Raw genomic sequence first — 22,471 nt, forward strand, 5'->3', positions numbered from 1 at the left:
TTGTAGGATATCTGTCAAATAACGCATCGATGCAGCAGTTTCATCGGTGATGCAATTGCCCTTTCATCCTAATACCAGTATAGGTCCAGATGGATTTTCCGAAGAAATATGATGCGCCGAAGCTTGAGATGGGAGCACGCATGACGACGGATGGGTTGATCGAACTCGTCAGCAGGGAATTGGAGGCGGCGGCGCCGGGCCTGCCGCTCTACAAGCGGCTTAAGACGGCGATCGAAACTGCGATCCTGTCGAACGCGTTGAAGGCTGGCGCGGTTCTGCCCGGGGAACGCGTTCTGGCCGATACGTTGTCGCTCTCTCGCGTGACCGTGCGCAAGGCTCTGGGGTTACTTGAGGAGGAGGGCTTTCTCAATCGCCGCCATGGCTTCAAGACGGAAGTCGGATCACGCGTCGAAAAATCCTTATCGACCCTGACAAGTTTTTCCGAGGACATCATCGCGCGTGGGCTTGTTCCAGGATGTATCTGGCTTTCCAAGCAGATAAGCCGACCTTCTCCAACCGAGATGATGGCTCTGGGCGTCGCCGGAAACAGCAATGTCGTGCGCATGAAGCGCATCCGAACTGCCGACGGCCTACCGATCGCAGTCGAGATTTCGGCCGTGCCGGTGCGCTTCCTGCCCTCGGCGGAAATGGTCAAGGACTCGCTCTACGAGGCCCTTGAGGCGCGAGGTTTTCTGCCGCAACGAGCCATCCAGAGAATGCGGTCGCGTGCGGCATCCGTTGAAGATGCGCAGCATCTTCATTGCGATCCAGGCGCGCCCCTTCTGATGACGGAACGCCGCTGCTTCCTCGCCGACGGTCAGATCGTGGAATATTGCGAAAGCCGTTACAAGGGCGATGTCTACGACTTCGTGTTCGAACTGCAGCGATGATACCAGTTATAAACTGGTTGTAATCTGGTATTTTCTAATTATCGTGACGCGGAAATGGAGTGTCACGATTGCAGCGCGACGACATCAAGAACAGCCTTATCGTTTCCTGCCAGCCGGTCCCCAATGGGCCGATGGATGCAGCGGAATTCGTTATTGGATTTGCCAGAGCCGCCGTTGACGCCGGAGCAAGGGCATTACGGATCGAATCAGTTGCCTATGTGCAAGCCGTTCGTCCGGTCGTGACCGTGCCGATTATCGGCATCGTCAAGCGTGATCTGGAAGAAAGTCCAGTGCGCATTACCCCGTTTGTGGCAGACGCCGAGGCTCTGGCGGACGCGGGTGCCGACATCGTTGCATTCGATGCCACGGACCGGGTTCGTCCTGCCTCCATCGAGGCATTGGTGAAGGCGGTAAGGGCGAAGGGCAAACTGACCATGGCCGATTGCTCGAGCCTCGATGACGCACGCCATGCATTAGCGGCGGGTGTCGATTTCGTCGGCACGACGCTTTCCGGCTATGTCGGCGGGGCCGAGCCCGTCGATCCTGATCTCAGTCTCATCGCCGAAATGCGGCTACTCACGCCCTATGTCATTGCCGAGGGCCGCATCCGCACGACGGAACAGGCCGCCGCAGCGGTAAAGGCCGGCGCCTCCGCTGTCGTCGTCGGCTCGGCGATTACCCGCACCGAACATGTGACCTCATGGTTTCATGAAGCGGTGGCAAAAGCCTATGATGCAAGCAGCCCTGAAACTGTCCTTGCCATTGATATCGGCGGCACGAAAACCATGGCCGCGCTCGTCAGAGGCAGCGATGTTCTCGACGAGATAACCGTAGCGACCGCGCGGGAAGCCGGACCAGATGCGTGGCTTGCTGCGATAGCCGAGAAAGTTCGCATCTGGAAGGATCGCTATTCCCGCGTCGGCATCGCGGTGACCGGCTTCGTTCAGGACGGCCGGTGGTCGGCGCTCAATCCAGAGACGCTCGGTATTCCCGACCAGTATCCGCTCGTCGAAAGGGCGCTGGCTGTCTTCGGCAAGCCGGCTTTTGCGGCCAATGACGCGCAAGCCGCTGCATGGGGCGAATACAAGTTCGGCTCCGGCGAGGGCGGCGACCTGGTGTTTCTCACCATCTCCACCGGCATCGGCGGCGGGATCGTCATCAACGGTCGCCCGCTTGCCGGCCTTGCCGGTCATTTCGGCCTGATCCGCGGTCCGTCTCAGGGGCGATCCCCGTTGGAAGATCAGACATCGGGCCGGTGGATGGCCTCGGAAGCTCTGAAAGCCGGTCACAACGCAAGCGCCGCCGAGGTTTTCGACCGTGCGGAAAAAGGCGAGTCCTGGGCTAACGCGATCGTTTCGCAATCAGCATTCCGTGCGGCCACGCTCTGCCGAGATATTCAGATGATGCTCGATCCGGAGCGGATCGTCATCGGCGGCGGCATCGGGCTTGCCAAGGGCTATCTCGATCAGATGCGGGAGCAGCTTGCCGGCATCGATAGCCGCCTGAGGCCCGTTCTCGCCCCCGCAGAGCTCGGTAGCCATGCCGGCATCATCGGGATCGCGAGTCTTGCTGTGGAACGCGACTGACCATTCCGGAAGGCATGCATTCAGACCCCAACAATAAGAGAGAGGGAACTACGATGAAATTGAGCAGGACGTTTCTCCCGGCCATTGCAGCGCTTCTTGCAAGCGTCGCCATGCCGGGCATCTCGAATGCGACGGTGACCGTTCTCGGCTGGCCGGGCGGTTCGGAGGAAACCGCGCTTCGTGCAACCGTGGAAGCCTATAATGCCAAACCCGGCATCGCCGATGCCGATAAGGTCGAGCTCCTGTTCTTCAACCGCGAAGGCTTCTACGACAAGCTCCAGGCCGACATGGCAGCAGGCTCGAATGCCTTCGACATCAACCTCGTTGCGACCTATTCGATCGGCCGTTACGCGCCTTACATGGAACCCGTCGATCTCGGTAGCGACGCCGCCAAGACGTTCGGCGAATCCGTGCTGAAGACCATGCAGTTCGACGGCAAGCAATATGGTGTGCCGACCGATCTGTCGCTGCACTTCATGTACTACCGCAAGGATTTGATCGATGCCTTGATGAAGGACGATGCGGCCAAAGCGAAATATGCCGAAATTTCCAAGAAGTATCTCGACAAGGAATTGCAGCCGAAAGATCCGGATAGCTGGACATGGGACGATTGGGCGGCAACCGCGCTCTATTTCTCGAAGCAGGTGAATTCGGGAAGTCCCGTGCGGTATGGCACGGTGCTGCAGATGAAGAACCTGCTCTTCAACATGATGGTGTTCCAGTCGCTGCCGCGCTCCTATGGTGCGGACTGGACTGACAAGGACGGCAACGTCACCATAGATTCCGATGCCTATAAGACCGGACTGGAGCTCTATAAGAAGCTCTACGACGCGGGCGCTTCACCGAAGGATTCCCTGAGTTACGAATATCCGGAAACCAATGCGGCCTATAGCTCCGGCCAGACTGCTACCGCGCTTCAGTGGAACGCCGCTGCCGCGGACCTGACCAGCGCCGACAAGTCTCCGGCGGTTGCCGAGGTCACCGGGATCGTACCGCCGCCAGCCGGCCCGAACGGCCGTGCCGACCATATCCACGGTCTTGGCCTCGGCCTCAACAAGAACGCCAAGAACAAGGATGGCGCCGTCAAGTTCCTGAAGTGGCTGGCGACGGAAGATGCGGCCCTGCTTTACGCCCGCAGCGGTGGCTCCCCGGCGCTTGCGCCCGACGTGGTGGCGAAGGTTGCCAAGGAGCGGCCGGATCTCGTCAAGCTCGGTGAGTTTGCCAGCAAGTACGGCTACGTGATGAACGGCGCGACCTCTGCCAATGCGCTCTCCATCTACGAACTGCAGGCCAAGGAGTTTACCGGTTACTGGTCTGGCCAGCAAAGCCTTGACGACGCGCTTGCTCACACCAGGGCTGGCATGCAGGATCTTCTGAAAAAGTAATATCTGTCGGACGTCGTGATTTTCCCGGCGTCCGGCCCATCCGGCGGATCGAAATGGCTATCGTAAAACGTGCCGAGGAAAGAGCCTATCTCACGCCGCTCGTGGGGTTCCTACTGCTGTTCCTCGGCTTTCCCGCAATTGTCAATCTCATCTATTCCGTATCGACCGTCAGCTTCCAGACGCTGCGAAGCCCGAGCCTCAGCGGATTCGGCAACTATCTGACCGTATTAGCCGATCATGGTTTTTGGCAGGCGATTTCCTTTTCCATGCGGTTCGGCATTTTGACGGCGCTCGTCGAATGCTTGCTCGGCCTTTTCCTGGCGATCTTTCTCGCCCCTCTTCTTTCCAAACGCGCGGCCCTGATGGCGCCGTTGATGCTGCCTTTGATGGTGGCGCCCGCCATGATCGGCCTGATGTATCGCCTCGTGTTGCACGAGTTTGCCGGCCCGGTGCCCTATTATCTCTTTGAGTGGTTCGGCGACAGTCCGGCTTTTCTCGATATCAATCATGCCTTCTGGACGTTGACGGTCGTTGAAACGCTTCAGTGGACGCCCTTCGCCTTTCTGCTGTTCTACATGGCCTATGTCGCGGTGCCGCTCGATGTGCGCGAAGCGGCCTCGCTCGATGGTGCATCGGGGCTCAAGATACTTTGGTGGATCGAGCTGCCGTTGATGCTGCCGACGCTGGTGATCGCATTCTTTATCCGCTTCATCGACGGCTTTCGCGTATTCGACAACGTCTATGCGCTGACCGGCAGCGGGGCTGGCGGCTCGACGACGTCGCTGTCGATCTACATCTATCAGGCCTTCTTCAAAGAAGGCGCGATCGGCAAGGCGGTCGCGGCATCCGTCATCCTTTTCCTCGCATCGCTCGCCGTACTCTACGGCCTCAATTGGCTTGCCGGCCGCAGGAGACTATGAGTGTTCATGAACGCCCTGCGCTGGATAGTCTTCGCCGTTGCCGCCCTTGCGATGAACTTTCCGATCATCGTCACGCTCGTCACCTCTTTCAAGAGCGCGCGCGAACTCTCCGTCAATCCCGGCTTGTGGATCAACCAGCCGACGCTCGAGAACTACCTGCGCGTTCTGACGCAGACGGATCGCTTCAACATCTATTCCTATCTCTGGAACAGCACCGTCGCTTCCTTCATCGGGACGGGGCTCGCGATTCTTCTGGCTTTTCCGGCGGCCTATGTAATTGCGCGAAGCGAAGCGGGCAAGCGCACCTTATTGCCGATCGTCGTGAACTTGCGCGCCGTCCCGCTGATCATCTTCGCGATCCCACTCTACATGATGTATCAATGGCTTGGACTGCTTGATACCCGGCTCGGTCTCGGCCTGATCCTCACCATCGTCAACACGCCGCTGGCGCTTGTCATTCTCGTCAACGCGATTTCCGACGTGCCGCTGGAACTGGATGAGGCTGCAAAGGTGGACGGAGCGAACTCCTGGCGCATCATGATCAGCATCATCCGGCCCGTCGTGCGTCCGGCGCTGGTGACGACCTTCATCTTCGGCTTCATCACTGCCTGGAACGAGTTCCTCTTCGGCCTGATGCTGACGACCAACAAGGCGGTGCCAATGACCGTCGGTGCGTCGTTCTTCTTCGCGGCAAGCGGCGGCGGCGTTCAATGGGGCACGGCTTCCGCGGTGATGATGCTCGGCGCGCTGCCCCCGGTTTTTCTCGGTCTTTTGATGTATCGCCAGATTTCGGGCTCTATGGCAGCTGGGGCTGTAAAGGGATAGAGACGACTTTCGGCTCAGCTCCACTACCGTGTGCGGCCCGTGGGGCATAGTGGCCCCTCAGGCGCTGGTACTCTCGCGGGGCAAAAGTGCAAATCCGAGATCTGTCTGCTCCGTCGCAGGCTTGGCACCCGCCTCCAGGGCGGAAAGGACCTTTTCCGCCGCAAGCTTTCCGGTTTCATAGCGTCGCGTTGCGATCGACGAAAGCGATGGCGAGACGCAGGCTGCGAATTCGAGATCGTGAAACCCGATGATCGATATGTCGTCTGGCATCCGCATGCCGCGCTTACGGCATTCCTGCATTGCGCCAAGAGCCAGATTGTCGTCGGTGCAGAATATGGCTTCGGGAATATTGCCGCTTTCATGCGCCGTGGCGAAGAGTTCCGATCCCAGCGCAACCGAACTATGCCGCGGCTTCTGGGCGATAATTTCCGAGCTTGGCACGTCTGCCTCCAGCATGGCCCTGTGATACCCGTCGAAGCGCGATTGCGCGCGATGATCGAGATTGCCTGTCAGAAAGGCAATTCGCCGAAAGCCGCGCTCGATGAGATGGCGTGTGGCCACATAGCCGGCATGTTCCTGCGACATTCCAATGTTGAGATTTATGGGGTCGTCGGAAAGCTCGAAGGTTTCGACGACCGGTAGGTTTGCCTGGCCGAGAAGCTGCCTGGAAAGTGCCGTATGGTGAATGCCGGCAATGATGATTGCTTCGACACTTTGTCCGAGCAGCGCTTTGATCGCGTTTTCTTCCTCGATCTCGGAATAGCGGCTGTTGACGACCAACACCTGGAAACCTGCGTCGATCAGAACCTCGTGTAGTGCAAAAAGATATTCAGCGAAGATGACATTATAGAGGGTTGGCACGATCACGCCGATCGTATGCGTACGCGACGAGGCAAGCCTGCTCGCCGCAACATTCGGCACATAGCCGAGTTCATTTACCGCCGCATGGACGCGCAGGCGCAACCCTTCCGACACTGCCCCGGGCTTCCTCAGAACGCGGGATACAGTGATGGGGCTGACGCCAGCCAGATTTGCCACATCATCCAATGTTATTCGGCGCATAAGTATCGCTTCAGTCGTTGTTGCATTGCTTTGCCCGAGAACAAGAATATCTATAGATACTCCATAGTTGACAGCGCTAGCAATTGTAATTTGACAGCGCTGTCAACTATGTTACGCTCCGGGACGTTCGGAAAGGGTGGGATGGAGCCTCTCCGGATTCAATCATGCCGATCAGATATAAAAGGGACGGGTTAATCCGCCCGAGGAGGAGGACTTCCATGCTAAAAGCAATCAAAGCAAGATCCGCCCGGATCGCCGTGTTTTCCGTACCGTTTATTGCGCTGCTCTGTGGCGCGGCTTACGCGGCACCAAAAGTCGTGTCCGGCCCGGCGGGCGATCCGAAATGCATGACGCCGTGGGCAGCCGATACTCAGTTTCTTCAATATCCCCAAAAGAAGGGGCCTTATCGGATAGCGCTCGCCAACGGTTATATCGCCAATACCTGGCGCATCCAGATGGTGCAGACGGCGAAGGCTTACGCCAAACAACCTGATGTTGCCGCCAAGCTGAAGGAGTTCAAGGTGGTATCTACGGGCGAAGATGTCCCTGCCCAGATATCGGCAATCAATAACTTCATCGATGCAGGCTATGATGCGATTGTCGTGGACGCGCAAAACCCGACCGCCTTCGGCCCGGTCATCAAACGCGCCAAGGAAGCCGGCGTCATCTTGGTCGCCTTTGACAATACGCTCGATACCAAAGACGCCATCAACGTCAACGTCGATCAAAAGGGTCTCGGCGTCATCTGGGCCGATTGGCTTGTGAAGCACATGCCCAATGGCGGCAAGGTTCTCGAGGTACGAGGGGTTGCCGGCACCTCTGTCGATACCGATCGGCACAATGGCATCAAGGAGACGCTGGATGCGTCGGGCAAGAAATTCAATGTGACCGAAGTTGTTGGCAAGTGGGATGACGGCGTTGCACAGAAGGCGACTGCCGACGCAATCGCGACCAATGGTCCCTTCGACGGTATCACGGCTCAAGGTGGCGATACCGGTGTCGTGCAGGCAATGATGGATGCCAAGCATCCCTTCGTGGTCTTCGGCGGCGAGACGGAAAACGGCTTCCGGAAACTTTGCGCCGCCCATGCGGCCGACGGGCTGAAATGTGCGTCTGCGGGAACCGGACCGGCTCAGGTTGCCGTTGCCATCAAGACTGCGATTGCCGCTCTCGAAGGCCAGGTCATACCCCAGGCCGTGAAGCTGCCGACGGCTCTCGTCCAAGATCCGGATTTCAAGGAAGGCCAGGATTATTATCCCAAGCAGTCCGACAACTTCTTTGTCGGCAATTCCTTCCCCACATGCGGCATCAATTTCACGGCTCAGGAGATCATGGGGCAGACAAAGGAAAATCAATAATTACCTCTGCTTCCAACGCTTGACTGCGGACCATCGTGTCCGCAGTCTCGTTCTTGCTGCACCCGATGGGAGGTTGGGCGCGTGAGTTTATCCGAACCGTTTTTCCGAATGGAAGGCATATCCAAGCGCTATGGCGGTGTCGTCGCGCTGAAAGAGGCCAACATCGCCATTCGGCCAGGAGCCATACACGCCGTTCTCGGTGAGAACGGCGCGGGCAAATCGACCCTTATCAAGATCATGGCCGGCGTCGTCGCCGCGGACGAAGGCCGGATGGTGTTCGACGGCAAGGACGTGTCGTTCGCCACGCCCGCTGCCGCCAATAGCGCTGGCATCGTCTGCGTCTTTCAGGAACTGTCGCTGATTCCGGATCTGTCGGTCGCGGACAACATCGTCATCAGCAATCCGCCGCTGCGATTTGGCATGATCGACCGCCGCAGGCAGAGATTGATTGCTGAAGAAGCCCTGGCGCGCGCCGGCGCTTCCGACATCCATCCTTCCTCTCTGGTTAAGGATCTGCCGCTCTCGCGTCGCCAGATGGTCGAGATTGCCAAGGCGCTAGCCCGCGAACCGCGGATCATGATCCTCGACGAAGCAACTTCGGCATTGACGCAGCCGGACGTCGAAAAGGTTTTCAGCGTTTTGAAGCGGCTGCGCACCGAGGGCATGGCGCTTATCTACATATCGCATCGCATGCACGAGATTGCCGAACTTGCGGATGAATGCACCGTCTTTCGCAACGGGCGCAGCATCGAATCCTATCCAGCCGGCACGAAAACCGATCATCAGGTGATCGAGCTGATGATCGGCCGAGAGTATACCAGCGTATTTCCGCCGAAACATATCTCGGAGGAGGGGCTTGCCCCAATCCTCTCGTGTCGGAACCTTTCCTGGGGTGATCGGCTCTCCGGCATAAGCTTCGATGTCAGACCGGGCGAAATCGTTGGTCTCGGCGGTCTGGACGGGCAGGGGCAACGGGACCTGTTGCTGTCGCTGTTCGGCGTACTGCGCGACGTCAGGGGCGACGTGCAGATTGCAGGCCGAAGCGTGACGTTGAAAAGTCCGAAGCAGGCAAAATCCGCCGAGATGTCGATCGCGCTTATCCCGGAAGACCGCAAAACCGAGGGGCTCATGCTGCCTATGACCCTGCGCGAAAATCTCTCTATTGCAGCACTCCACAGCGTGTCCAGCAGAGGCGTGATCGATCGCGCGGCCGAGGCTGAGCGGATCGACGAACTCCTCAAGCTGCTGGCGATCAAGGCCGCGACAATCGATATGCCGGTCGGAGCCCTCTCCGGTGGCAATCAGCAAAAGGTGGTCATTGCCAAATGGCTGATGAACCGGCCGAAGATCGTTTTGCTGAATGATCCGACGCGGGGCATCGACGTCGGCACCAAGCAGGAAATCTACCTCCTGCTCCGCAAGCTGGCGGAAGCCGGCGTCGCGCTCATCTTCTATTCCACGGACTACGACGAGCTGATCGGCTGCTGTGATCGGGTGCTTGTGATGTACGACGGCAGGATCGTCCGCGTGCTGGAAGGCTCCGATATCAATGAACGCGAATTGATTGGCAGCGCGCTGAATATCGGCGCACATCTGACGGAACAGAAGGTCGGCCAATGAAAGAGATTCCACACGGCGAGTGGCGCTTCTGGTATGCGCAACACAAGGGGACGCTGCTGGCTGCGGCGCTCTTTGTCGTCATGTTCACAATCTATGTCTCGAACCATCCGGCTGGGTTTACTGCGAATGTCGTACAGACCGCATCGAACAAGGCGGCATTGCTCGCTTTCGTGGCGATGGCGCAATGTTTTGTGGTCATCACCGCGGGCATCGATCTTTCTGTTGGTATGATCCTCATTCTCAGCAATTGTCTCGCCTCATTGCTTGTCGTCGGAACACCGTTTCAGACCGCTGTGGGTGTGATTGCCGTTCTGCTGACGGGGCTTGCCTGCGGCATGCTGAACGGATTGATCATCATCTTCGGACGGCTGCAGCCGATCGTGACCACGATCGCGACAAGCGCGATCTTTTTCGGATTGGCCCTGCTGCTACGTCCGACGCCTGGCGGTGCGGTGAACGAGACGCTGGCGGACGCCTTTACCTCCAAGCTTTTCGATGTCGTCCCCGCAAGTCTGGTCGTGCTTGCGGCAACCCTCTTGATCTTCTGGATCCCGTTCAGCCGGTCGATCTTGGGCCGCGCCGCCTATGCGGCGGGATCAGCCGAAAACGCTGCCTACATGTCCGGCATGCCGATCAAACGCGCGAAGTTCGCGGCCTATGCACTGGCGGGATTGATGTCGGCGATCGGCGGGCTGTACCTGACCTTCTTCTCCTATACCGGCGAAGCAGCCTTCGCGAGCGGCAATGCCTACACGCTCTATTCGATCGCGGCCGTGGTGCTTGGTGGTGTTTCGCTGGCGGGCGGAAAGGGTGGCGCCGTCGGAGCGGTCTTCGGCGCTCTGGCCTTCCGGACGATCGGCGATCTTCTGTTTGTCTTCGATCTCGATCCGCTCTGGCAGCCCCTGTTCCAGGGCATCGTGCTCATGCTGGCGATCAGCATCGGCAGCATAGGCTTGGCGCGGGTCCGCAATCGTCTGGAGTGGTTTCAATGAGCGAGGATGCATCCCTCATGCGGCGATCCGGCATACCCTCGCGCCTGCGCCGCGTCGATCCGGCGGTGCCAATCGCCTTCGGCTGCATCCTGCTGCTGCTTCTCGGAGGCTCGATCTATTCGTCGAATTTCCTGTCGCCGGACTATCTCTTGCAACAGTTGAAGGTTGCTTCGTTTCTCGGCGTCATCGCAACCGGCATGATGATGGTGATTCTTCTCGGGCAGATCGACCTCTCCATACCCTGGGTCGTCGCCGCAGGAGCGATGATGGCTTGCGCCGCAACCGCCTATGGCAGTTTCGGCTCATTTCTGGCTGTTCCGTTCGGGATATTGTGTGGCGCTGTGATCGGCGCGCTCAACGGCCTTGCTGTTGCCTATCTGCGAATACCGTCGATGATCATCACGCTGGCGACGAATGCGGTCGTGCAGGGGCTGATGGTCGTCTATACCGGAGGCTTCGCGCCCCAGGATGCGGCGTCGCCGGCAATGCGGTTTCTCGCGACCGGCTATGTCATCCCTGCGATTCCAAATGGTGTGCTTGTCTGGCTGATAGTAGGCATCCTAGCCGTTTTCCTGCTCGTCAGAACAACATTCGGCCGTTCGCTCTATGCAATCGGAAATCGGGAACGAGCAGCCTATTTGTCGGGGATCGATACGCGCCGCGTCACCCTGCTGGCATTCGTCATGTCCGGCTCGCTCAGCGCGCTCGGGGGCGTATTGCTGGCTGGCTATGCGTCCAAGGCGTCCCAGTCGATGGGAGATGCATATCTTTTGCCGTCGATTGCAGCGGTCGTTCTCGGTGGTACCCATGTGCTCGGCGGCAAAGGGTCGTATCTCGGAACTGTCGCCGGTGTCATTCTGATCACCCTTCTCCAATCCATCCTGTCTGTCATGCAGATCGAAGAAGCCGGACGGCAGCTCATCTATGGCGTCGTCATCATCTGTATGCTGCTGCTCTACGGCCGACAAAAGCTTAGTTAGAAATACGTCGCCTGGAACGGGGTGCTTCGGCTAAGTAAAAATGCGGTCTTATGCAGCAAATGCAACTGCCTTTAAGCACTGTTTCTTGCACGCCAACAATCCGGAGGACGCTAATCCATCGATCTGTTGGTCGCCTGCGAACGGTTGCGCTCAACCTCAGCGATATTCGTCAGAACCCACCTGGTTAGCTCTGTGAGAGGTTCGGCGAGAGACTTACCAAGGGTGGTCAAACTGTATTCCACCTGCGGAGGAATCGTGGGATAGACCTTTCTGGAAACGAGACCGTCGTTCTCCAGGGCGCGTAGCGTCCTCGTCAGCATTTGCTGGCTGATTCCCCCGATAAGCCTGCGCAGCTCATTGAACCGCTTCGGGCCGTTAAGCAGCATCGTAATGGTCATAATCGTCCACTTGTCACCGATGCGGCCGAGCATTTGGCTTATAGGGCGGCAATCTGCGCTCGTTCCAGGTTGTTGCGGCGGGGTAGGTAAATCCATGTGACCAGGCCCTAAAATTATGCGTTCTTGCGCTCAACGCCAGTCTAACAGACATATCTAGTCACGAAAACATACCACCATAGGAGATGTTATGACTGACCAGAAAACAATTGCAATTTTTGGAGCCGGGACCGGGCTTGGTGCATCCGTCGCAAGACATTACGGCAAGGCGGGATTCCAGGTCGCCCTTGTCGCTCGCAATGCTCAATCCCTCAGCGAGAGGGTAGCCGAGCTATCGGCGCAGGGTGTGGATGCCAAGGCGTTTCCCGCTGACCTCAATGAAATCGACGCAATTCCGGCTCTTGTCCGCGAGATTGAAGAGAAGTCAGGTCCTATTCATACCGCAATTTTTGCGCCTGTCGGCAACTTCCGTATGCTTCCAGCGGTCGACCTGACAGCCGCGTTACTCAGAGAACTCGCCAACATCCTGACCCTCGCTCCGCTCGAGGTTGTTCGGGCCGTGTTGCCGGGTATGCTCGCTCGCGGCGACGGCGCGATCGTCATCGCGGATGGTCTTTCGGCCGTGACCCCCATGCCGGGAATGAGCGGTCCAGGTCCTGCCTTTGCCGCCACGCGCAACTACATTCTGGGTCTTCACGAAGAGATCAAGGATCGCGGAGTATTCGCCGGAATGCTCCACATCGGTGCGATGATCGACAACTCGACCGGCCTTCGCGCGGCAGCCGCCAACGGCCTGCCTGTCAATGATCCGCGTTTTGCAACTATCAATCCTGACATACTTGCCGAGGAAATTTGGTCGCTTGCTACTGAGCGGTCGCATGCCGAGTCGATCCTGCCTGCCAAACATGACCCGCATTGAGCAACATGACCTTTGAAAGAGGCAGCGGTGACACTGCTGCCTCTTGCTCGAGATGAGCTTTGTTCTCTTGGGCGGATGACCAGAATTGGCGTGAACGTGTCATGAAGGAGCACCCACGGTTAGTGGCAGTAAGCTAAAATGCCGTCGCCTGCAGCGGCCAATTTCGTCGCCATCCGCACTTGAAATGGCCCCTTGCTTCCGGCAAACAGCCGGAGGAACGAGGGCGTGGAAATGAGGCACATCTACATTGTCGGCATCGGAACGGGAAATCCCGAGCACCTCACTGTGCAGGCGATCAACGCGCTGAATAAGGTGGATGTCATCTTCATTCCCAGCAAAGGTGCGGCCAAGGCCGAGCTTGCCGATGTCCGGAAAGACATCTGCCAGCGCTATGTTAAGAGCAAGGCCGTCCGTTTCATCGACTATGCCGTGCCGGCGCGCGAGACGGCAGACCGCAGTTACGTACAAAGCGTCGACGACTGGCATGCGCAAATCACGGCGATCTACGAACGGCTGTTCCAGGATCATATGACGGAAGATGGAAGCGCTGCCTTCCTGGTCTGGGGCGATCCCAGCCTCTACGACAGCACGATCCGCATCATCGAGCGGGTTCGGGCATTGGGCCGCCTTGCCTTCGATTGCAGCGTTATTCCCGGCATCACCAGTGTCCAAGCGCTGACTGCCAGTCACCGCATTCCGCTCAACCTCGTCGGAAAGCCGGTGCAGATCACCACCGGCCGCCGGCTGGCCGAGAGCTTTCCGGGTATGGTCGAAACCGCCGTCGTCATGCTCGACGGCGAGCTGGCCTTCAGCAAGATCGATGATCCCGATGCCTATATTTATTGGGGCGCCTATCTCGGCACGAAGGACGAGATCACCATCGCCGGTCGGCTTGCCGACGTCTCTGACCGTATCGTGGCGACCCGGGCGGAAGCGCGGGCAAAACATGGCTGGATCATGGATATCTACCTGTTGCGCAAAGGCTCGGATTTCGACGATCAGGCATGAGGCACTATGCCCCGCCAAATTGTTTGCCCGCCGGTTAGGATTGTGTAAGGACATGTCCTTCGGGAAGGATGGTCTTATGGCAATGGCCGACAGACAAATGATGGAAGGGCGCGCTATCTCCTCGCGGGGAGATGTCGATGCAGTTGCCTGCATTGCGGACGCGCCGTCGATGGCCCGCGGCGCTTGCCCCTCGCTCAGTGCTCCGATGATGACCGGTGACGGACTGCTCGTGCGGCTGCGCCCGACGACGCCTGGCCTGACGATCGGGCAATTCCGAGCGCTTGCCCAGGCGGCTGACAGACATGGCAATGCATTGATCGAAATCACGGCCCGCGGCAATCTCCAACTGCGGGGCCTGACCGCTGAAAGCATGATCGGCCTGGCAGCGGACATCGATCGTGCCGCCATAATCCCTGAAACCGGCGTCACAATAGAAATCCCGCCGCTCAGCGGACTAGACCCGCTGGAAATCGCAGATGCCCGGGAGTTGGCCACACGGCTTCGCCAGCAGATCGCCGCGCTCGATCCTCAGCCCGTGCTGGCGCCCAAGCTGACCATCATCATCGATTCCGGCGGGCGGCTGAACCTGGATGCGATTTCCGCGGATATTCGGCTGAGGGCGGCAAGAACCGCTGACGGTTCGACTATATGGGTTCTCGCAATCGGCGGCACGAAACAGACGGCGAAGATCCTGGCATCTCTCTCTGCCGAACAAGCCGTATCAGCCATCATTGGGCTTCTGAAAACGCTGGCGCATCTCGGGCCACGCGCGCGCGGCCGCGATCTCGATGTGGACGGGCTGCGAAAGGGTATCCGTCGTCGGAAATCGGCGCATTCAGTGCAGCCGGCATGCATGTTTCCCCGATCGGCATTCACGATCTTAGCGGCAATCGCCTTGCCCTCGGCCTGCGCCCATCCTTCGGGCAAATTCATGCAAGCGACATACTCGGCTTTCTCGCCATCGCCGAAACGGCCGGAGCAACCGAAATCCGCACCGCGCCGGACCATGCCATCTTGGTGTTGGGCTTTGATGCCCAGGCAGCCGGAGACGTTCAGTTGGCCGCGGCCAACTGCGGTTTTCGAACGGACGCGGACGATCCGCTAAACCACATAGACGTCTGTGCCGGAGCAGGGGCGTGTGCTTCCGCCTTCTACTCAACGAAATCCGTGGCGGCAGACCTTCTTGAGATTGCCCCTGAGCTGCTCGACGGCTCGCTCACAGTCCATCTGTCCGGCTGCCGCAAGGGCTGTGCCCGGCCAGGCGAAGCTGCTCTCACTGTCGTTGGTGCGCCAACGGGCTATGGGATTGTCGTAAATGGGTTGGCATCGAGCGAACCGCTGGCTTACATCGGAAGAGAAGAGCTAAAGTCTGCCTTGCTGCAAATGAGCGGGCTGGTGCGGAACAACAAAGTTGCTGGCGAATCGGCGGAGGAGTGTCTTACACGGCTCGGCACCGACGCGATCGTTACAGCGCTACGACAGGGGTAGGAATGCCGGACTATGATTATATCCGCGAAGGGAATGCGATCTACGAACGCTCCTTCGCGATCATCCGCAGCGAGGCCGATCTGTCACGCTTTTCGGATGCGGAAGCCGATGTTGCCGTGCGTATGATCCATGCCTGCGGCCTGGTCGAAGCATCCGAGCATTTCGCCTTCTCTCCCGATTTCGTCGGCGCTGGGCGCACGGCACTTGCGGGGGGCGCGCCGATCTTCTGCGATGCCGAGATGGTCGCCCACGGCGTTACCCGCGCGCGCCTGCCGTCGGCCAATGAGGTGATCTGCACGCTGCATGATCCCCGCACGCCCGAACTGGCGAAGACGACCGGCAACACTCGCTCGGCAGCCGCTATGCATCTTTGGGGCGACCGTCTGGCCGGCGCTGTCGTCGCCATCGGCAATGCGCCGACGGCGTTGTTCCATCTCCTCGAAATGTTGCGCGACGGCGCGCCCAAGCCTGCCGCCGTCATCGGCATGCCCGTCGGATTCGTAGGTGCTGCGGAATCGAAAGACGCGCTGGCGGAAAATTCCTATGGCGTTCCCTATGCCATCGTTCGGGGGCGTCTTGGCGGCAGTGCCATCACCGCCGCCGCGATCAACGCATTGGCGAGGCCGGGCCTATGATCGCGCATTCCACCGGCCGGCTGATCGGAGTCGGCACCGGGCCTGGTGATCCCGAACTGCTGACCATCAAGGCCGTCAGAGCCCTGGAGAAAGCCGATGTCGTCGCCTATTTCGCCAAGCAGGGGAGAAACGGCAATGGCCGCACTGTCGTCGGGGATCTGCTCAGAACCGACGTGACGCTGCTGCCGCTCTACTATCCGGTGACGACGGAGATCGACAAGGATGCCGCCGAATACAAGAGCCAGATCACCGATTTCTATAACGCCTCCGCCGAAATGGTCGCCGCCTATTTAAAGGCTGGCAGGACGGTAGCCGTGCTCAGCGAAGGCGATCCGCTTTTTTACGGCTCTTACATGCATTTGCATGTGCGCCTTGCTGACCGCTATCCGACGGAAGTTATCCCCGGGGTGACGGCGATGTCGGGCTGCTGGTCGTTGGCTGGACTGCCGATGGTGCAGGGGGACGATGTCCTTTCCGTACTCCCCGGCACAATGCCGGAAGCCGAACTTGCCCGCCGCCTTGCCGACACGCAGGCAGCCGTGATCATGAAGGTTGGCCGCAATCTGCCGAAAATCCGCCGTGCCCTTAAAGCAGCGGGACGCCTCGATGAGGCAATGTATGTCGAGCGCGGTACAATGACGAACGGTGCCATAACGTCACTCGCAGAGAGGGGAGACGCCGAAGCGCCCTATTTCTCCCTGATCCTTGTTCCCGGTTGGGAAGACAAGCCATGAGCGGCCGCCTCTATGTCATCGGTACCGGCCCCGGCAATCCCGCGCAGATGACGCCGGAGGCGCTGGCGGCTGTGGCCGACGCCGCTGAATTTTTCGGTTATGGCCCCTATCTCGATCGCCTGTCGTTGCGACCGGATCAGATCCGGCATGCCTCCGACAATCGCGAAGAGCTGGATCGGGCCAAGACAGCGCTGACCAGTGCGGTCGCCGGCGCAAATGTCTGCGTCGTCTCCGGTGGCGATCCCGGCGTTTTTGCCATGGCGGCGGCAGTGTGCGAGGCGATCGATCATGGGCCTAGCGAATGGCGGAATGTTGATCTCGTCGTCGTGCCGGGTATCACCGCCATGCTTGCGGTCGCGGCTCGTATCGGCGCGCCGTTGGGGCACGATTTCTGCGCGATCTCGCTGTCGGACAATCTAAAGCCATGGAATATAATAGAAAATAGGCTGCGTTTGGTTGCGGAAGCCGGGCTTGTGATCGCCCTCTACAATCCCATCAGCAAAGCGCGTCCCTGGCAACTCGGCAAAGCCTTCGACATCTTGCGCGATGTTCTGCCGGCTAAGACACCCGTCGTTTTCGGCCGCGCCGCGGGTCGGCCAGACGAGCGCATGACAGTTGCGAGGCTAGCGGATGCAGATGCGTCGAGTGCGGATATGGCGACCTGCGTCATTATCGGCTCGGCTGAGACGCGTGTTATTGCCCGAGAGACAAAACCCGATCTGGTCTATACGCCACGTTTCATCAAGGAAGGGGCGAGATGATCGATATGATGCAGCGCTGCCTCGACAGTCTCGACCGCCAGCATGTCGGCGGCGGGTGCGCGCTCGATCATGATCACCTCGATACCGAGCTGCCGCGCCGCCTCGATCTTGGCGTAGGTCGCGCTGCCGCCGCTGTTCTTCGTCACGATCACGTCGATATGATGCTGCTGCAACATGGCCAGTTCGTCTTCGAGTCGGAATGGACCCTTGGCATGGATATAGGTGACGCTGGGCACCGTCAGCGGCACATCGACCGGGTCGACGCTGCGCACCCAATAGTGATGGATGGGCGCGGCATTGGCCTGATGAGCCTCCTGTCGGCCAATCACCAGAAAGACGCGAAGAGGCGTGGGGCCGAGCGCCGCTATGGCCTTCGAAACACCTTGCACCGAGCGCCAGCGATCGCCTTCGACGGGCAGCCAAGCCGGACGGCGAAGTGCAAAAGCGGAGATACCGCAGAGGTCAGCCGCTTCCGCAGCGTTGGCGGAAATACGGGCGGCGAAGGGATGGGTCGCATCAACAAGCAGATCGATCACCTCGTCCTTCAAATAGCGGGCAAGACCCTCCGCGCCGCCAAAACCGCCGCTGCGCACCGGAACCGGTTGCGGAGCAGGTTCGACGGTTCTGCCTGCCAGCGACAGCACGACGTCGAGATCGGCGCGCGACGCCAGCGCCTCGGCCAGATGGCGGGCTTCCGTCGTGCCGCCCAAGATCAGAATGCGGGTCCTGCCCATGTCTGAGATGCCTTCCACTCAACGCTGGCTTATTATTATCGGTATCGGCGAAGACGGTCCAGCCGGGCTCGGTGACGAGGCCAAGCGGTTGATTACTGCAGCGCCCGTCGTCTTCGGCGGAGCGCGGCATATCGAACTGATGAAGACTCTGATCAAGGGCGAGGCGCATCGCTGGCTGAGCCCCTTCGAGCAATCCATCGAAGCCGTGCTGGCGCGACGCGGAATGCCGACCATCGTTCTTGCCTCCGGTGATCCCTTCTACTACGGCGTTGGCGCTACGCTCTCGCGGCATGTTCCGGCATCCGAAATGACGGTGATTCCCGCACCTTCCTCCTTCAGCCTTGCCGCTTCGCGTCTCGGCTGGCCCCTGCAGGACGTGACCGTTCTTTCCCTGCATGGCCGACCGCTTGACCTCATCCGTCCGCACCTCCATCCCAGTCGCAAAATCCTGGCCTTGACGTCGGATAGCCAGGGTCCCGCCGATCTTGCGCGTTTGTTGCAGGAGACTGGATTTGGTCAATCGACGCTGACAGTTCTCGAAGCCCTGGGTGGGCTTCATGAACGGGTTTCGACGCAGCGGGCGGCTGATTTTGCGCTCTCCGGCATCAATGATTTGAACGTTTGTGGCATCGAAGTCGTGGCAGGAGCAGGCGCTCGCATCCTGCCGCTCAGCGCCGGACTTGACGACAGCCTGTTCGAGCATGACGGCCAGATCACCAAACGCGAAATCCGGGCAATGACCCTGTCAGCGCTGGCGCCACGCCATGGCGAATTGTTGTGGGATATTGGCGCCGGCTCCGGTTCCATCGGCATCGAATGGATGCTGATGCACCCTTCGATGCGCGCTATCGCCGTCGAATCTTCGGGCGAACGCGCTGCAGGCATTCGCCGCAACGCGGCAAGCTTCGGTGTTCCAGGGCTTGTCGTCATTGAAGGACAGGCGCCGGACGCAGTTGGAAGTCTGCCGGCACCTGAGGCGATCTTCATCGGTGGCGGCGGCAGCGATGCAGGCGTCATGGACGCGGCTATTGCCGGATTGAGAGCGGGAGGACGACTGGTCGCCAATGCGGTGACGACGGAGATGGAGGCGATCCTGCTCGCCGAACATGCCCGTCGTGGCGGCTCGCTGATCCGCATCGATATCGCCCGGAGCGCGCCCATCGGCACCATGACCGGCTGGCGGCCGGCAATGCCGGTGACGCAATGGTCCTGGACCAAACCACAAGAATAGAAGAACGAGGTACGGAATGGCGGTGCATTTCATTGGAGCGGGGCCAGGGGCGGCGGACTTGATCACCGTGCGTGGCAGGGATCTGATCGGCAAATGTCCAGTCTGCCTCTATGCCGGCTCGATCGTCTCGCCCGAACTCCTGCAATATTGTCCGCCCGGCGCCCGCGTCATCGACACCGCGCCGATGTCGCTGGACGAAATCGAGGCCGAATATCTGAAAGCCGCAGCATCGGGCAAGGATGTCGCCCGCCTACATTCCGGCGACCTCTCCGTCTGGAGCGCCGTTGCCGAGCAGATCCGACGTCTGGAAAAGCATGGCATCGCCTATACGCTGACCCCAGGCGTTCCCGCCTTTGCCGCGGCGGCGTCTGCACTCGGCCGCGAACTGACCATACCCGCCGTCGCACAAAGCCTTGTCCTGACCCGCGTTTCCGGCCGCGCCTCGCCGATGCCGAACAATGAAACTCTGGAAAAATTCGGCGCGACGGGTGCGACGCTCGCCATCCATCTGGCGATCCACGCGCTTGGGCAGGTGGTCGAGGAGTTGACGCCGCTTTACGGCACGGATTGCCCGGTCGCCATCGTTGTCAAAGCGTCCTGGCCGGATGAGCGCATTCTTCACGGCACGCTGGGGACAATCGAGGCGAAGGTCGCGGCCGAACCGATCGAGCGCACGGCGTTGATCTTCGTCGGCCCGTCACTGGCAGCCAGCAACTTCCGCGAGAGCTCGCTTTACGATCCCGCCTATCAGCGCCGCTTCCGAGGCAGGGAATGACAGGCAGCGAGACCGGGCGGTCTCGCGTATCTCATCATCAAACGTGGGCGGCCAAATAGGCCATGCTTTCTTTCAACGCCTCCACCGGCTCCTTCAGCGCATGCACATCCGGAGCAAAGGGCTCGAAGGAGAAGGGGCCGGCATAGCCAGCAGATAGTAGCGCTCGCATCTGTCCGACATTGTCGAGCCGGTCGGTGGCATCGACCAAGACGCGGTGCGGGTCGCGCATATCGGAAACCGACACGGCGGGATCGCTGACGCCCGAGATATGAGCCAGGCCGGTGAGCGCAGGGAAAATCGCCGTCTCGCCGGCGAGGTGGTGATGGAAGGTGTCGTGAACAAGACGAAAGGTCGATTGTGCGCCGAGCTCCTCGATTGCGGCGGCGGCTTCTGTCTTCGAACGCAGCGAGCAAATCTCGAAGCCAAGCGGCTCCACGAGGCCGATAATTCCGGCGGCATCCAGCATCGGCTTCAGTGCCTTCAAGGCCGTCACAAGATTCTGCTTGCGAACCTCCGGCTCTCGGCCGCTGCCATCATTGACGGGGACGAGCACCAGTGCTTTTGCACCGCAATCCCGGGCGTAGCCGATCAGTTCTGCCGCCTCCTTGGCGCGCGCCTCATTCCACTCGTTGAAACGCTGCAGCGCATTTATTGAGATGATCGTCAACCCGTAGTCTGCCGCGAGCTCCCTGACCGTTGCGGCGGGGTGCCGTCCAGGATCGCATTGCCGGCCAAATCATTGCGGATCTCGACGCTATCGATGGCGAGACTTTTCGCCGTGGAAAAGAACGACTCGAGGCTCAAGGCTGGGGTGCACATATGATTGAGTGCAAAACGAATGGAACTCATAGCTGGTATTCCTCCTCCTAGCTGCCGGCTCAACAGGACGCCGATCGGCTGCGTGTTGCTTCGAATGAGTACCGAGAATCATGCCGCCGATCCACAGGCGAGCGCGGGCATCTCCCATCATTTGCGATAGAAATATTCCATACGATGATGGAATTCCATCATTCTCGGCTAAATGTTTTCCGACACGAAGATGTCGAAGGGCAGAAAGGATTGCCCCGGCATTGCGGCTTCACCGCGTTCGACCGCGCCGGTCATCAAGCCAAGCAACTCCTTGCAGAGCGAGGGGAGGGGGGTGCCGATGACCATGGTGACGACATCGTCGGCGAGCGCCGCTTTCGATTCCGGCGTCAGCTCGTTGACCACGACGATCAGCTTGCCGGCAAGCCCCTCCTCGCGAATGGCGGAAATCGCGCCTTCCATGCCGCCGCCACAGACATAGAAGCCGATGAGATCGGGATGCTGCTGCAGCAGGTTGAGTGTCGCCTCATGGGTGATTTCCGCTGTGTCCAGATTGATCAGCGTGTCCAGCACCTCGAAATCAGGCGCATTCTCGCGAAAATAGGAGCGAAAACCAATCTCGCGGAGTTCGTGGCCGTGAAACCGGTGACTTCCGACGAAGCAGGCGACCTTGCCTTTGTGGTGAGCCGATCTGGCGATCGTCCAGGCAGCAGTGCGCCCGACCTTGCGGTTATCGACGCCGACATAGGTTTCGCGCACACCTGTCGCGAAATCGGAAAGCAGAGAGAAGACGGGGATGCCTTTCTCCTTCAGTTCCTCCACTGCTGCAGTCACAGCTGGATAATCGGGCGCGACCAGAGCGACCGCCTGGCTCCGCGCCGCCATGGCTTTCAGCTTCTCGACAATCGCCGTGGGTGTCGACGCGGCGACGAAATCGACATGCGCATGGATGCGTGCCGTGGCGACCGATTGTGCCGCCGCGCCGATCTCCTTGGCGAACGACTGATAGAACGGCTGGGACGGCTTCTGCAGCACGAATCCCAATCGGTATTGCGGCAGATCCTCGAACACCCGCTGCCGCAACAGGCCGACAGCATGGTAGCCGATCGATTGCGCTGCCTCGTAGACACGCCGAGCGGTTTCTTCCCGGACACGATGCCGCCCGTTCAGCACGCGATCGATTGTTGCGACGCTCACGCCGGATGCTTTTGCGAGATCGGAAATTGTTGGGCGACGCATGGATGCTCCTGAGGTGTTCCCTCATGAATGACTTAGAGATGTGATGGATTTTGATAGATTCCATCATTCCCGCATTGAGGCAAGCGGAAACTGCACCTATCATCATGAACATGAGGTGCGGCGCGCG

The 22,471-nt window shown here is 59.6% G+C and carries 21 protein-coding genes and 1 pseudogene; 17 read left to right on the forward strand and 5 right to left on the reverse strand.

Annotated features, from left to right (window positions below):
- Window positions 1-140 precede the first annotated feature (140 nt).
- The 5 genes from CCGE525_RS29285 to CCGE525_RS29305 all read left to right on the forward strand — a co-directional run bounded on the left by CCGE525_RS29285 (window position 141) and on the right by CCGE525_RS29305 (window position 5,606).
- Entirely contained in the window at window positions 141-890 is a 750-nt protein-coding gene (locus tag CCGE525_RS29285; RefSeq protein WP_120708690.1) for a GntR family transcriptional regulator, read from the forward strand.
- A 68-nt stretch (window positions 891-958) separates the two neighbouring features.
- Complete coding sequence (locus CCGE525_RS29290; protein WP_120707735.1) at window positions 959-2,476, forward strand: putative N-acetylmannosamine-6-phosphate 2-epimerase; 1,518 nt, start codon at window positions 959-961, stop codon at window positions 2,474-2,476.
- A 53-nt stretch (window positions 2,477-2,529) separates the two neighbouring features.
- Window positions 2,530-3,861, forward strand: a complete 1,332-nt coding sequence (locus tag CCGE525_RS29295; protein ID WP_120707736.1) for an ABC transporter substrate-binding protein — start codon at window positions 2,530-2,532, stop codon at window positions 3,859-3,861.
- Window positions 3,862-3,914: 53 nt separating this feature from the next.
- Window positions 3,915-4,781, forward strand: a complete 867-nt coding sequence (locus tag CCGE525_RS29300; protein ID WP_120707737.1) for a carbohydrate ABC transporter permease — start codon at window positions 3,915-3,917, stop codon at window positions 4,779-4,781.
- A gap of 6 nt (window positions 4,782-4,787) precedes the next feature.
- Entirely contained in the window at window positions 4,788-5,606 is an 819-nt protein-coding gene (locus CCGE525_RS29305) for a carbohydrate ABC transporter permease (RefSeq protein ID WP_120708691.1), read from the forward strand.
- A gap of 57 nt (window positions 5,607-5,663) precedes the next feature.
- On the opposite strand, the gene CCGE525_RS29310 is transcribed toward CCGE525_RS29305, so the two are convergent.
- A complete protein-coding gene (locus CCGE525_RS29310; protein ID WP_120707738.1) occupies window positions 5,664-6,668 on the reverse strand; it encodes a LacI family DNA-binding transcriptional regulator in 1,005 nt (334 codons plus the stop codon).
- A 218-nt stretch (window positions 6,669-6,886) separates the two neighbouring features.
- Between CCGE525_RS29310 and CCGE525_RS29315 the strand changes: the two genes are divergently transcribed.
- The 4 genes from CCGE525_RS29315 to CCGE525_RS29330 all read left to right on the forward strand — a co-directional run bounded on the left by CCGE525_RS29315 (window position 6,887) and on the right by CCGE525_RS29330 (window position 11,618).
- A complete protein-coding gene (locus CCGE525_RS29315; protein ID WP_120707739.1) occupies window positions 6,887-8,026 on the forward strand; it encodes a sugar ABC transporter substrate-binding protein in 1,140 nt (379 codons plus the stop codon).
- An 81-nt stretch (window positions 8,027-8,107) separates the two neighbouring features.
- Window positions 8,108-9,646: a sugar ABC transporter ATP-binding protein gene (locus tag CCGE525_RS29320; protein ID WP_120707740.1), complete on the forward strand. Its 1,539-nt coding sequence runs from the start codon at window positions 8,108-8,110 to the stop codon at window positions 9,644-9,646.
- On the forward strand, window positions 9,643-10,638 hold the full coding sequence (locus tag CCGE525_RS29325) for an ABC transporter permease (protein WP_120707741.1): 996 nt from the start codon (window positions 9,643-9,645) through the stop codon (window positions 10,636-10,638). The genes CCGE525_RS29320 and CCGE525_RS29325 overlap by 4 nt, the downstream gene beginning before the upstream one ends.
- Entirely contained in the window at window positions 10,635-11,618 is a 984-nt protein-coding gene (locus tag CCGE525_RS29330) for an ABC transporter permease (protein ID WP_120707742.1), read from the forward strand. The genes CCGE525_RS29325 and CCGE525_RS29330 overlap by 4 nt, the downstream gene beginning before the upstream one ends.
- 110 nt (window positions 11,619-11,728) lie before the next feature.
- Here the strand turns inward: CCGE525_RS29330 and CCGE525_RS29335 are convergent, their stop codons facing one another.
- Complete coding sequence (locus CCGE525_RS29335) at window positions 11,729-12,112, reverse strand: winged helix-turn-helix transcriptional regulator (protein WP_120707743.1); 384 nt, start codon at window positions 12,110-12,112, stop codon at window positions 11,729-11,731.
- Between the two features lie 91 nt (window positions 12,113-12,203).
- Between CCGE525_RS29335 and CCGE525_RS29340 the strand changes: the two genes are divergently transcribed.
- From CCGE525_RS29340 to CCGE525_RS29365, 6 genes are all read left to right on the forward strand, one after another.
- Window positions 12,204-12,932, forward strand: a complete 729-nt coding sequence (locus CCGE525_RS29340; RefSeq protein ID WP_120707744.1) for an SDR family NAD(P)-dependent oxidoreductase — start codon at window positions 12,204-12,206, stop codon at window positions 12,930-12,932.
- 231 nt (window positions 12,933-13,163) lie between these two features.
- Window positions 13,164-13,940 carry a precorrin-6A synthase (deacetylating) gene (gene cobF, locus CCGE525_RS29345; RefSeq protein WP_120707745.1) on the forward strand — a complete coding sequence of 259 codons (777 nt, stop codon included), beginning with the start codon at window positions 13,164-13,166 and terminating at the stop codon, window positions 13,938-13,940.
- Window positions 13,941-14,022: 82 nt separating this feature from the next.
- Window positions 14,023-15,045, forward strand: coding sequence for a hypothetical protein (locus tag CCGE525_RS29350; protein WP_342637441.1), 1,023 nt, complete (start codon window positions 14,023-14,025; stop codon window positions 15,043-15,045).
- Between the two features lie 385 nt (window positions 15,046-15,430).
- Entirely contained in the window at window positions 15,431-16,063 is a 633-nt protein-coding gene (locus tag CCGE525_RS29355) for a precorrin-8X methylmutase (RefSeq protein ID WP_120707746.1), read from the forward strand.
- Window positions 16,060-16,797: a precorrin-2 C(20)-methyltransferase gene (locus CCGE525_RS29360; protein ID WP_120707747.1), complete on the forward strand. Its 738-nt coding sequence runs from the start codon at window positions 16,060-16,062 to the stop codon at window positions 16,795-16,797. Before CCGE525_RS29355 ends, CCGE525_RS29360 begins: the two co-directional genes overlap by 4 nt.
- The gene (locus CCGE525_RS29365; RefSeq protein WP_120707748.1) at window positions 16,794-17,558 is read left to right on the forward strand and encodes a precorrin-3B C(17)-methyltransferase; all 765 of its coding nucleotides are present in this window, start codon (window positions 16,794-16,796) and stop codon (window positions 17,556-17,558) included. Before CCGE525_RS29360 ends, CCGE525_RS29365 begins: the two co-directional genes overlap by 4 nt.
- Here the strand turns inward: CCGE525_RS29365 and CCGE525_RS29370 are convergent.
- The gene (locus tag CCGE525_RS29370; RefSeq protein ID WP_120707749.1) at window positions 17,522-18,292 is read right to left on the reverse strand and encodes a cobalt-precorrin-6A reductase; all 771 of its coding nucleotides are present in this window, start codon (window positions 18,290-18,292) and stop codon (window positions 17,522-17,524) included. The genes CCGE525_RS29365 and CCGE525_RS29370 overlap by 37 nt on opposite strands.
- On the opposite strand from CCGE525_RS29370, the gene cbiE reads away from it, so the two are divergent.
- Window positions 18,276-19,523 carry a precorrin-6y C5,15-methyltransferase (decarboxylating) subunit CbiE gene (gene cbiE / locus CCGE525_RS29375; protein WP_162950342.1) on the forward strand — a complete coding sequence of 416 codons (1,248 nt, stop codon included), beginning with the start codon at window positions 18,276-18,278 and terminating at the stop codon, window positions 19,521-19,523. The genes CCGE525_RS29370 and cbiE overlap by 17 nt on opposite strands.
- A 16-nt stretch (window positions 19,524-19,539) precedes the next feature.
- Entirely contained in the window at window positions 19,540-20,298 is a 759-nt protein-coding gene (gene cobM / locus CCGE525_RS29380; protein WP_120707751.1) for a precorrin-4 C(11)-methyltransferase, read from the forward strand.
- A 37-nt stretch (window positions 20,299-20,335) separates the two neighbouring features.
- Here cobM and CCGE525_RS29385 read toward each other — a convergent pair.
- Both CCGE525_RS29385 and CCGE525_RS29390 read right to left on the reverse strand, forming a co-directional pair.
- A pseudogene (locus CCGE525_RS29385) lies at window positions 20,336-21,147 on the reverse strand (TIM barrel protein).
- Window positions 21,148-21,315: 168 nt separating this feature from the next.
- Window positions 21,316-22,344, reverse strand: coding sequence for a LacI family DNA-binding transcriptional regulator (locus CCGE525_RS29390; protein ID WP_120707752.1), 1,029 nt, complete (start codon window positions 22,342-22,344; stop codon window positions 21,316-21,318).
- Between the last annotated feature and the right edge of the window lie 127 nt (window positions 22,345-22,471).

It is taken from the genome of Rhizobium jaguaris, from assembly GCF_003627755.1.
Lineage (GTDB): Bacteria > Pseudomonadota > Alphaproteobacteria > Rhizobiales > Rhizobiaceae > Rhizobium > Rhizobium jaguaris.

Bases quoted from the DNA above. Each gene is read 5' to 3' on its own strand.
- CCGE525_RS29285 (WP_120708690.1), top strand. From the start codon at position 141: ATGACGACGGATGGGTTGATCGAACTCGTCAGCAGGGAATTGGAGGCG.
- CCGE525_RS29295 (WP_120707736.1), top strand. From the start codon at position 2,530: ATGAAATTGAGCAGGACGTTTCTCCCGGCCATTGCAGCGCTTCTTGCA.
- CCGE525_RS29300 (WP_120707737.1), top strand. From the start codon at position 3,915: ATGGCTATCGTAAAACGTGCCGAGGAAAGAGCCTATCTCACGCCGCTC.
- CCGE525_RS29305 (WP_120708691.1), top strand. From the start codon at position 4,788: ATGAACGCCCTGCGCTGGATAGTCTTCGCCGTTGCCGCCCTTGCGATG.
- CCGE525_RS29310 (WP_120707738.1), bottom strand. From the start codon at position 6,668: ATGCGCCGAATAACATTGGATGATGTGGCAAATCTGGCTGGCGTCAGC.
- CCGE525_RS29315 (WP_120707739.1), top strand. From the start codon at position 6,887: ATGCTAAAAGCAATCAAAGCAAGATCCGCCCGGATCGCCGTGTTTTCC.
- CCGE525_RS29325 (WP_120707741.1), top strand. From the start codon at position 9,643: ATGAAAGAGATTCCACACGGCGAGTGGCGCTTCTGGTATGCGCAACAC.
- CCGE525_RS29330 (WP_120707742.1), top strand. From the start codon at position 10,635: ATGAGCGAGGATGCATCCCTCATGCGGCGATCCGGCATACCCTCGCGC.
- CCGE525_RS29335 (WP_120707743.1), bottom strand. From the start codon at position 12,112: ATGGATTTACCTACCCCGCCGCAACAACCTGGAACGAGCGCAGATTGC.
- CCGE525_RS29340 (WP_120707744.1), top strand. From the start codon at position 12,204: ATGACTGACCAGAAAACAATTGCAATTTTTGGAGCCGGGACCGGGCTT.
- cobF (WP_120707745.1), top strand. From the start codon at position 13,164: ATGAGGCACATCTACATTGTCGGCATCGGAACGGGAAATCCCGAGCAC.
- CCGE525_RS29350 (WP_342637441.1), top strand. From the start codon at position 14,023: ATGGCCGACAGACAAATGATGGAAGGGCGCGCTATCTCCTCGCGGGGA.
- CCGE525_RS29355 (WP_120707746.1), top strand. From the start codon at position 15,431: ATGCCGGACTATGATTATATCCGCGAAGGGAATGCGATCTACGAACGC.
- CCGE525_RS29360 (WP_120707747.1), top strand. From the start codon at position 16,060: ATGATCGCGCATTCCACCGGCCGGCTGATCGGAGTCGGCACCGGGCCT.
- CCGE525_RS29365 (WP_120707748.1), top strand. From the start codon at position 16,794: ATGAGCGGCCGCCTCTATGTCATCGGTACCGGCCCCGGCAATCCCGCG.
- cbiE (WP_162950342.1), top strand. From the start codon at position 18,276: ATGCGGGTCCTGCCCATGTCTGAGATGCCTTCCACTCAACGCTGGCTT.
- CCGE525_RS29370 (WP_120707749.1), bottom strand. From the start codon at position 18,292: ATGGGCAGGACCCGCATTCTGATCTTGGGCGGCACGACGGAAGCCCGC.
- cobM (WP_120707751.1), top strand. From the start codon at position 19,540: ATGGCGGTGCATTTCATTGGAGCGGGGCCAGGGGCGGCGGACTTGATC.
- CCGE525_RS29390 (WP_120707752.1), bottom strand. From the start codon at position 22,344: ATGCGTCGCCCAACAATTTCCGATCTCGCAAAAGCATCCGGCGTGAGC.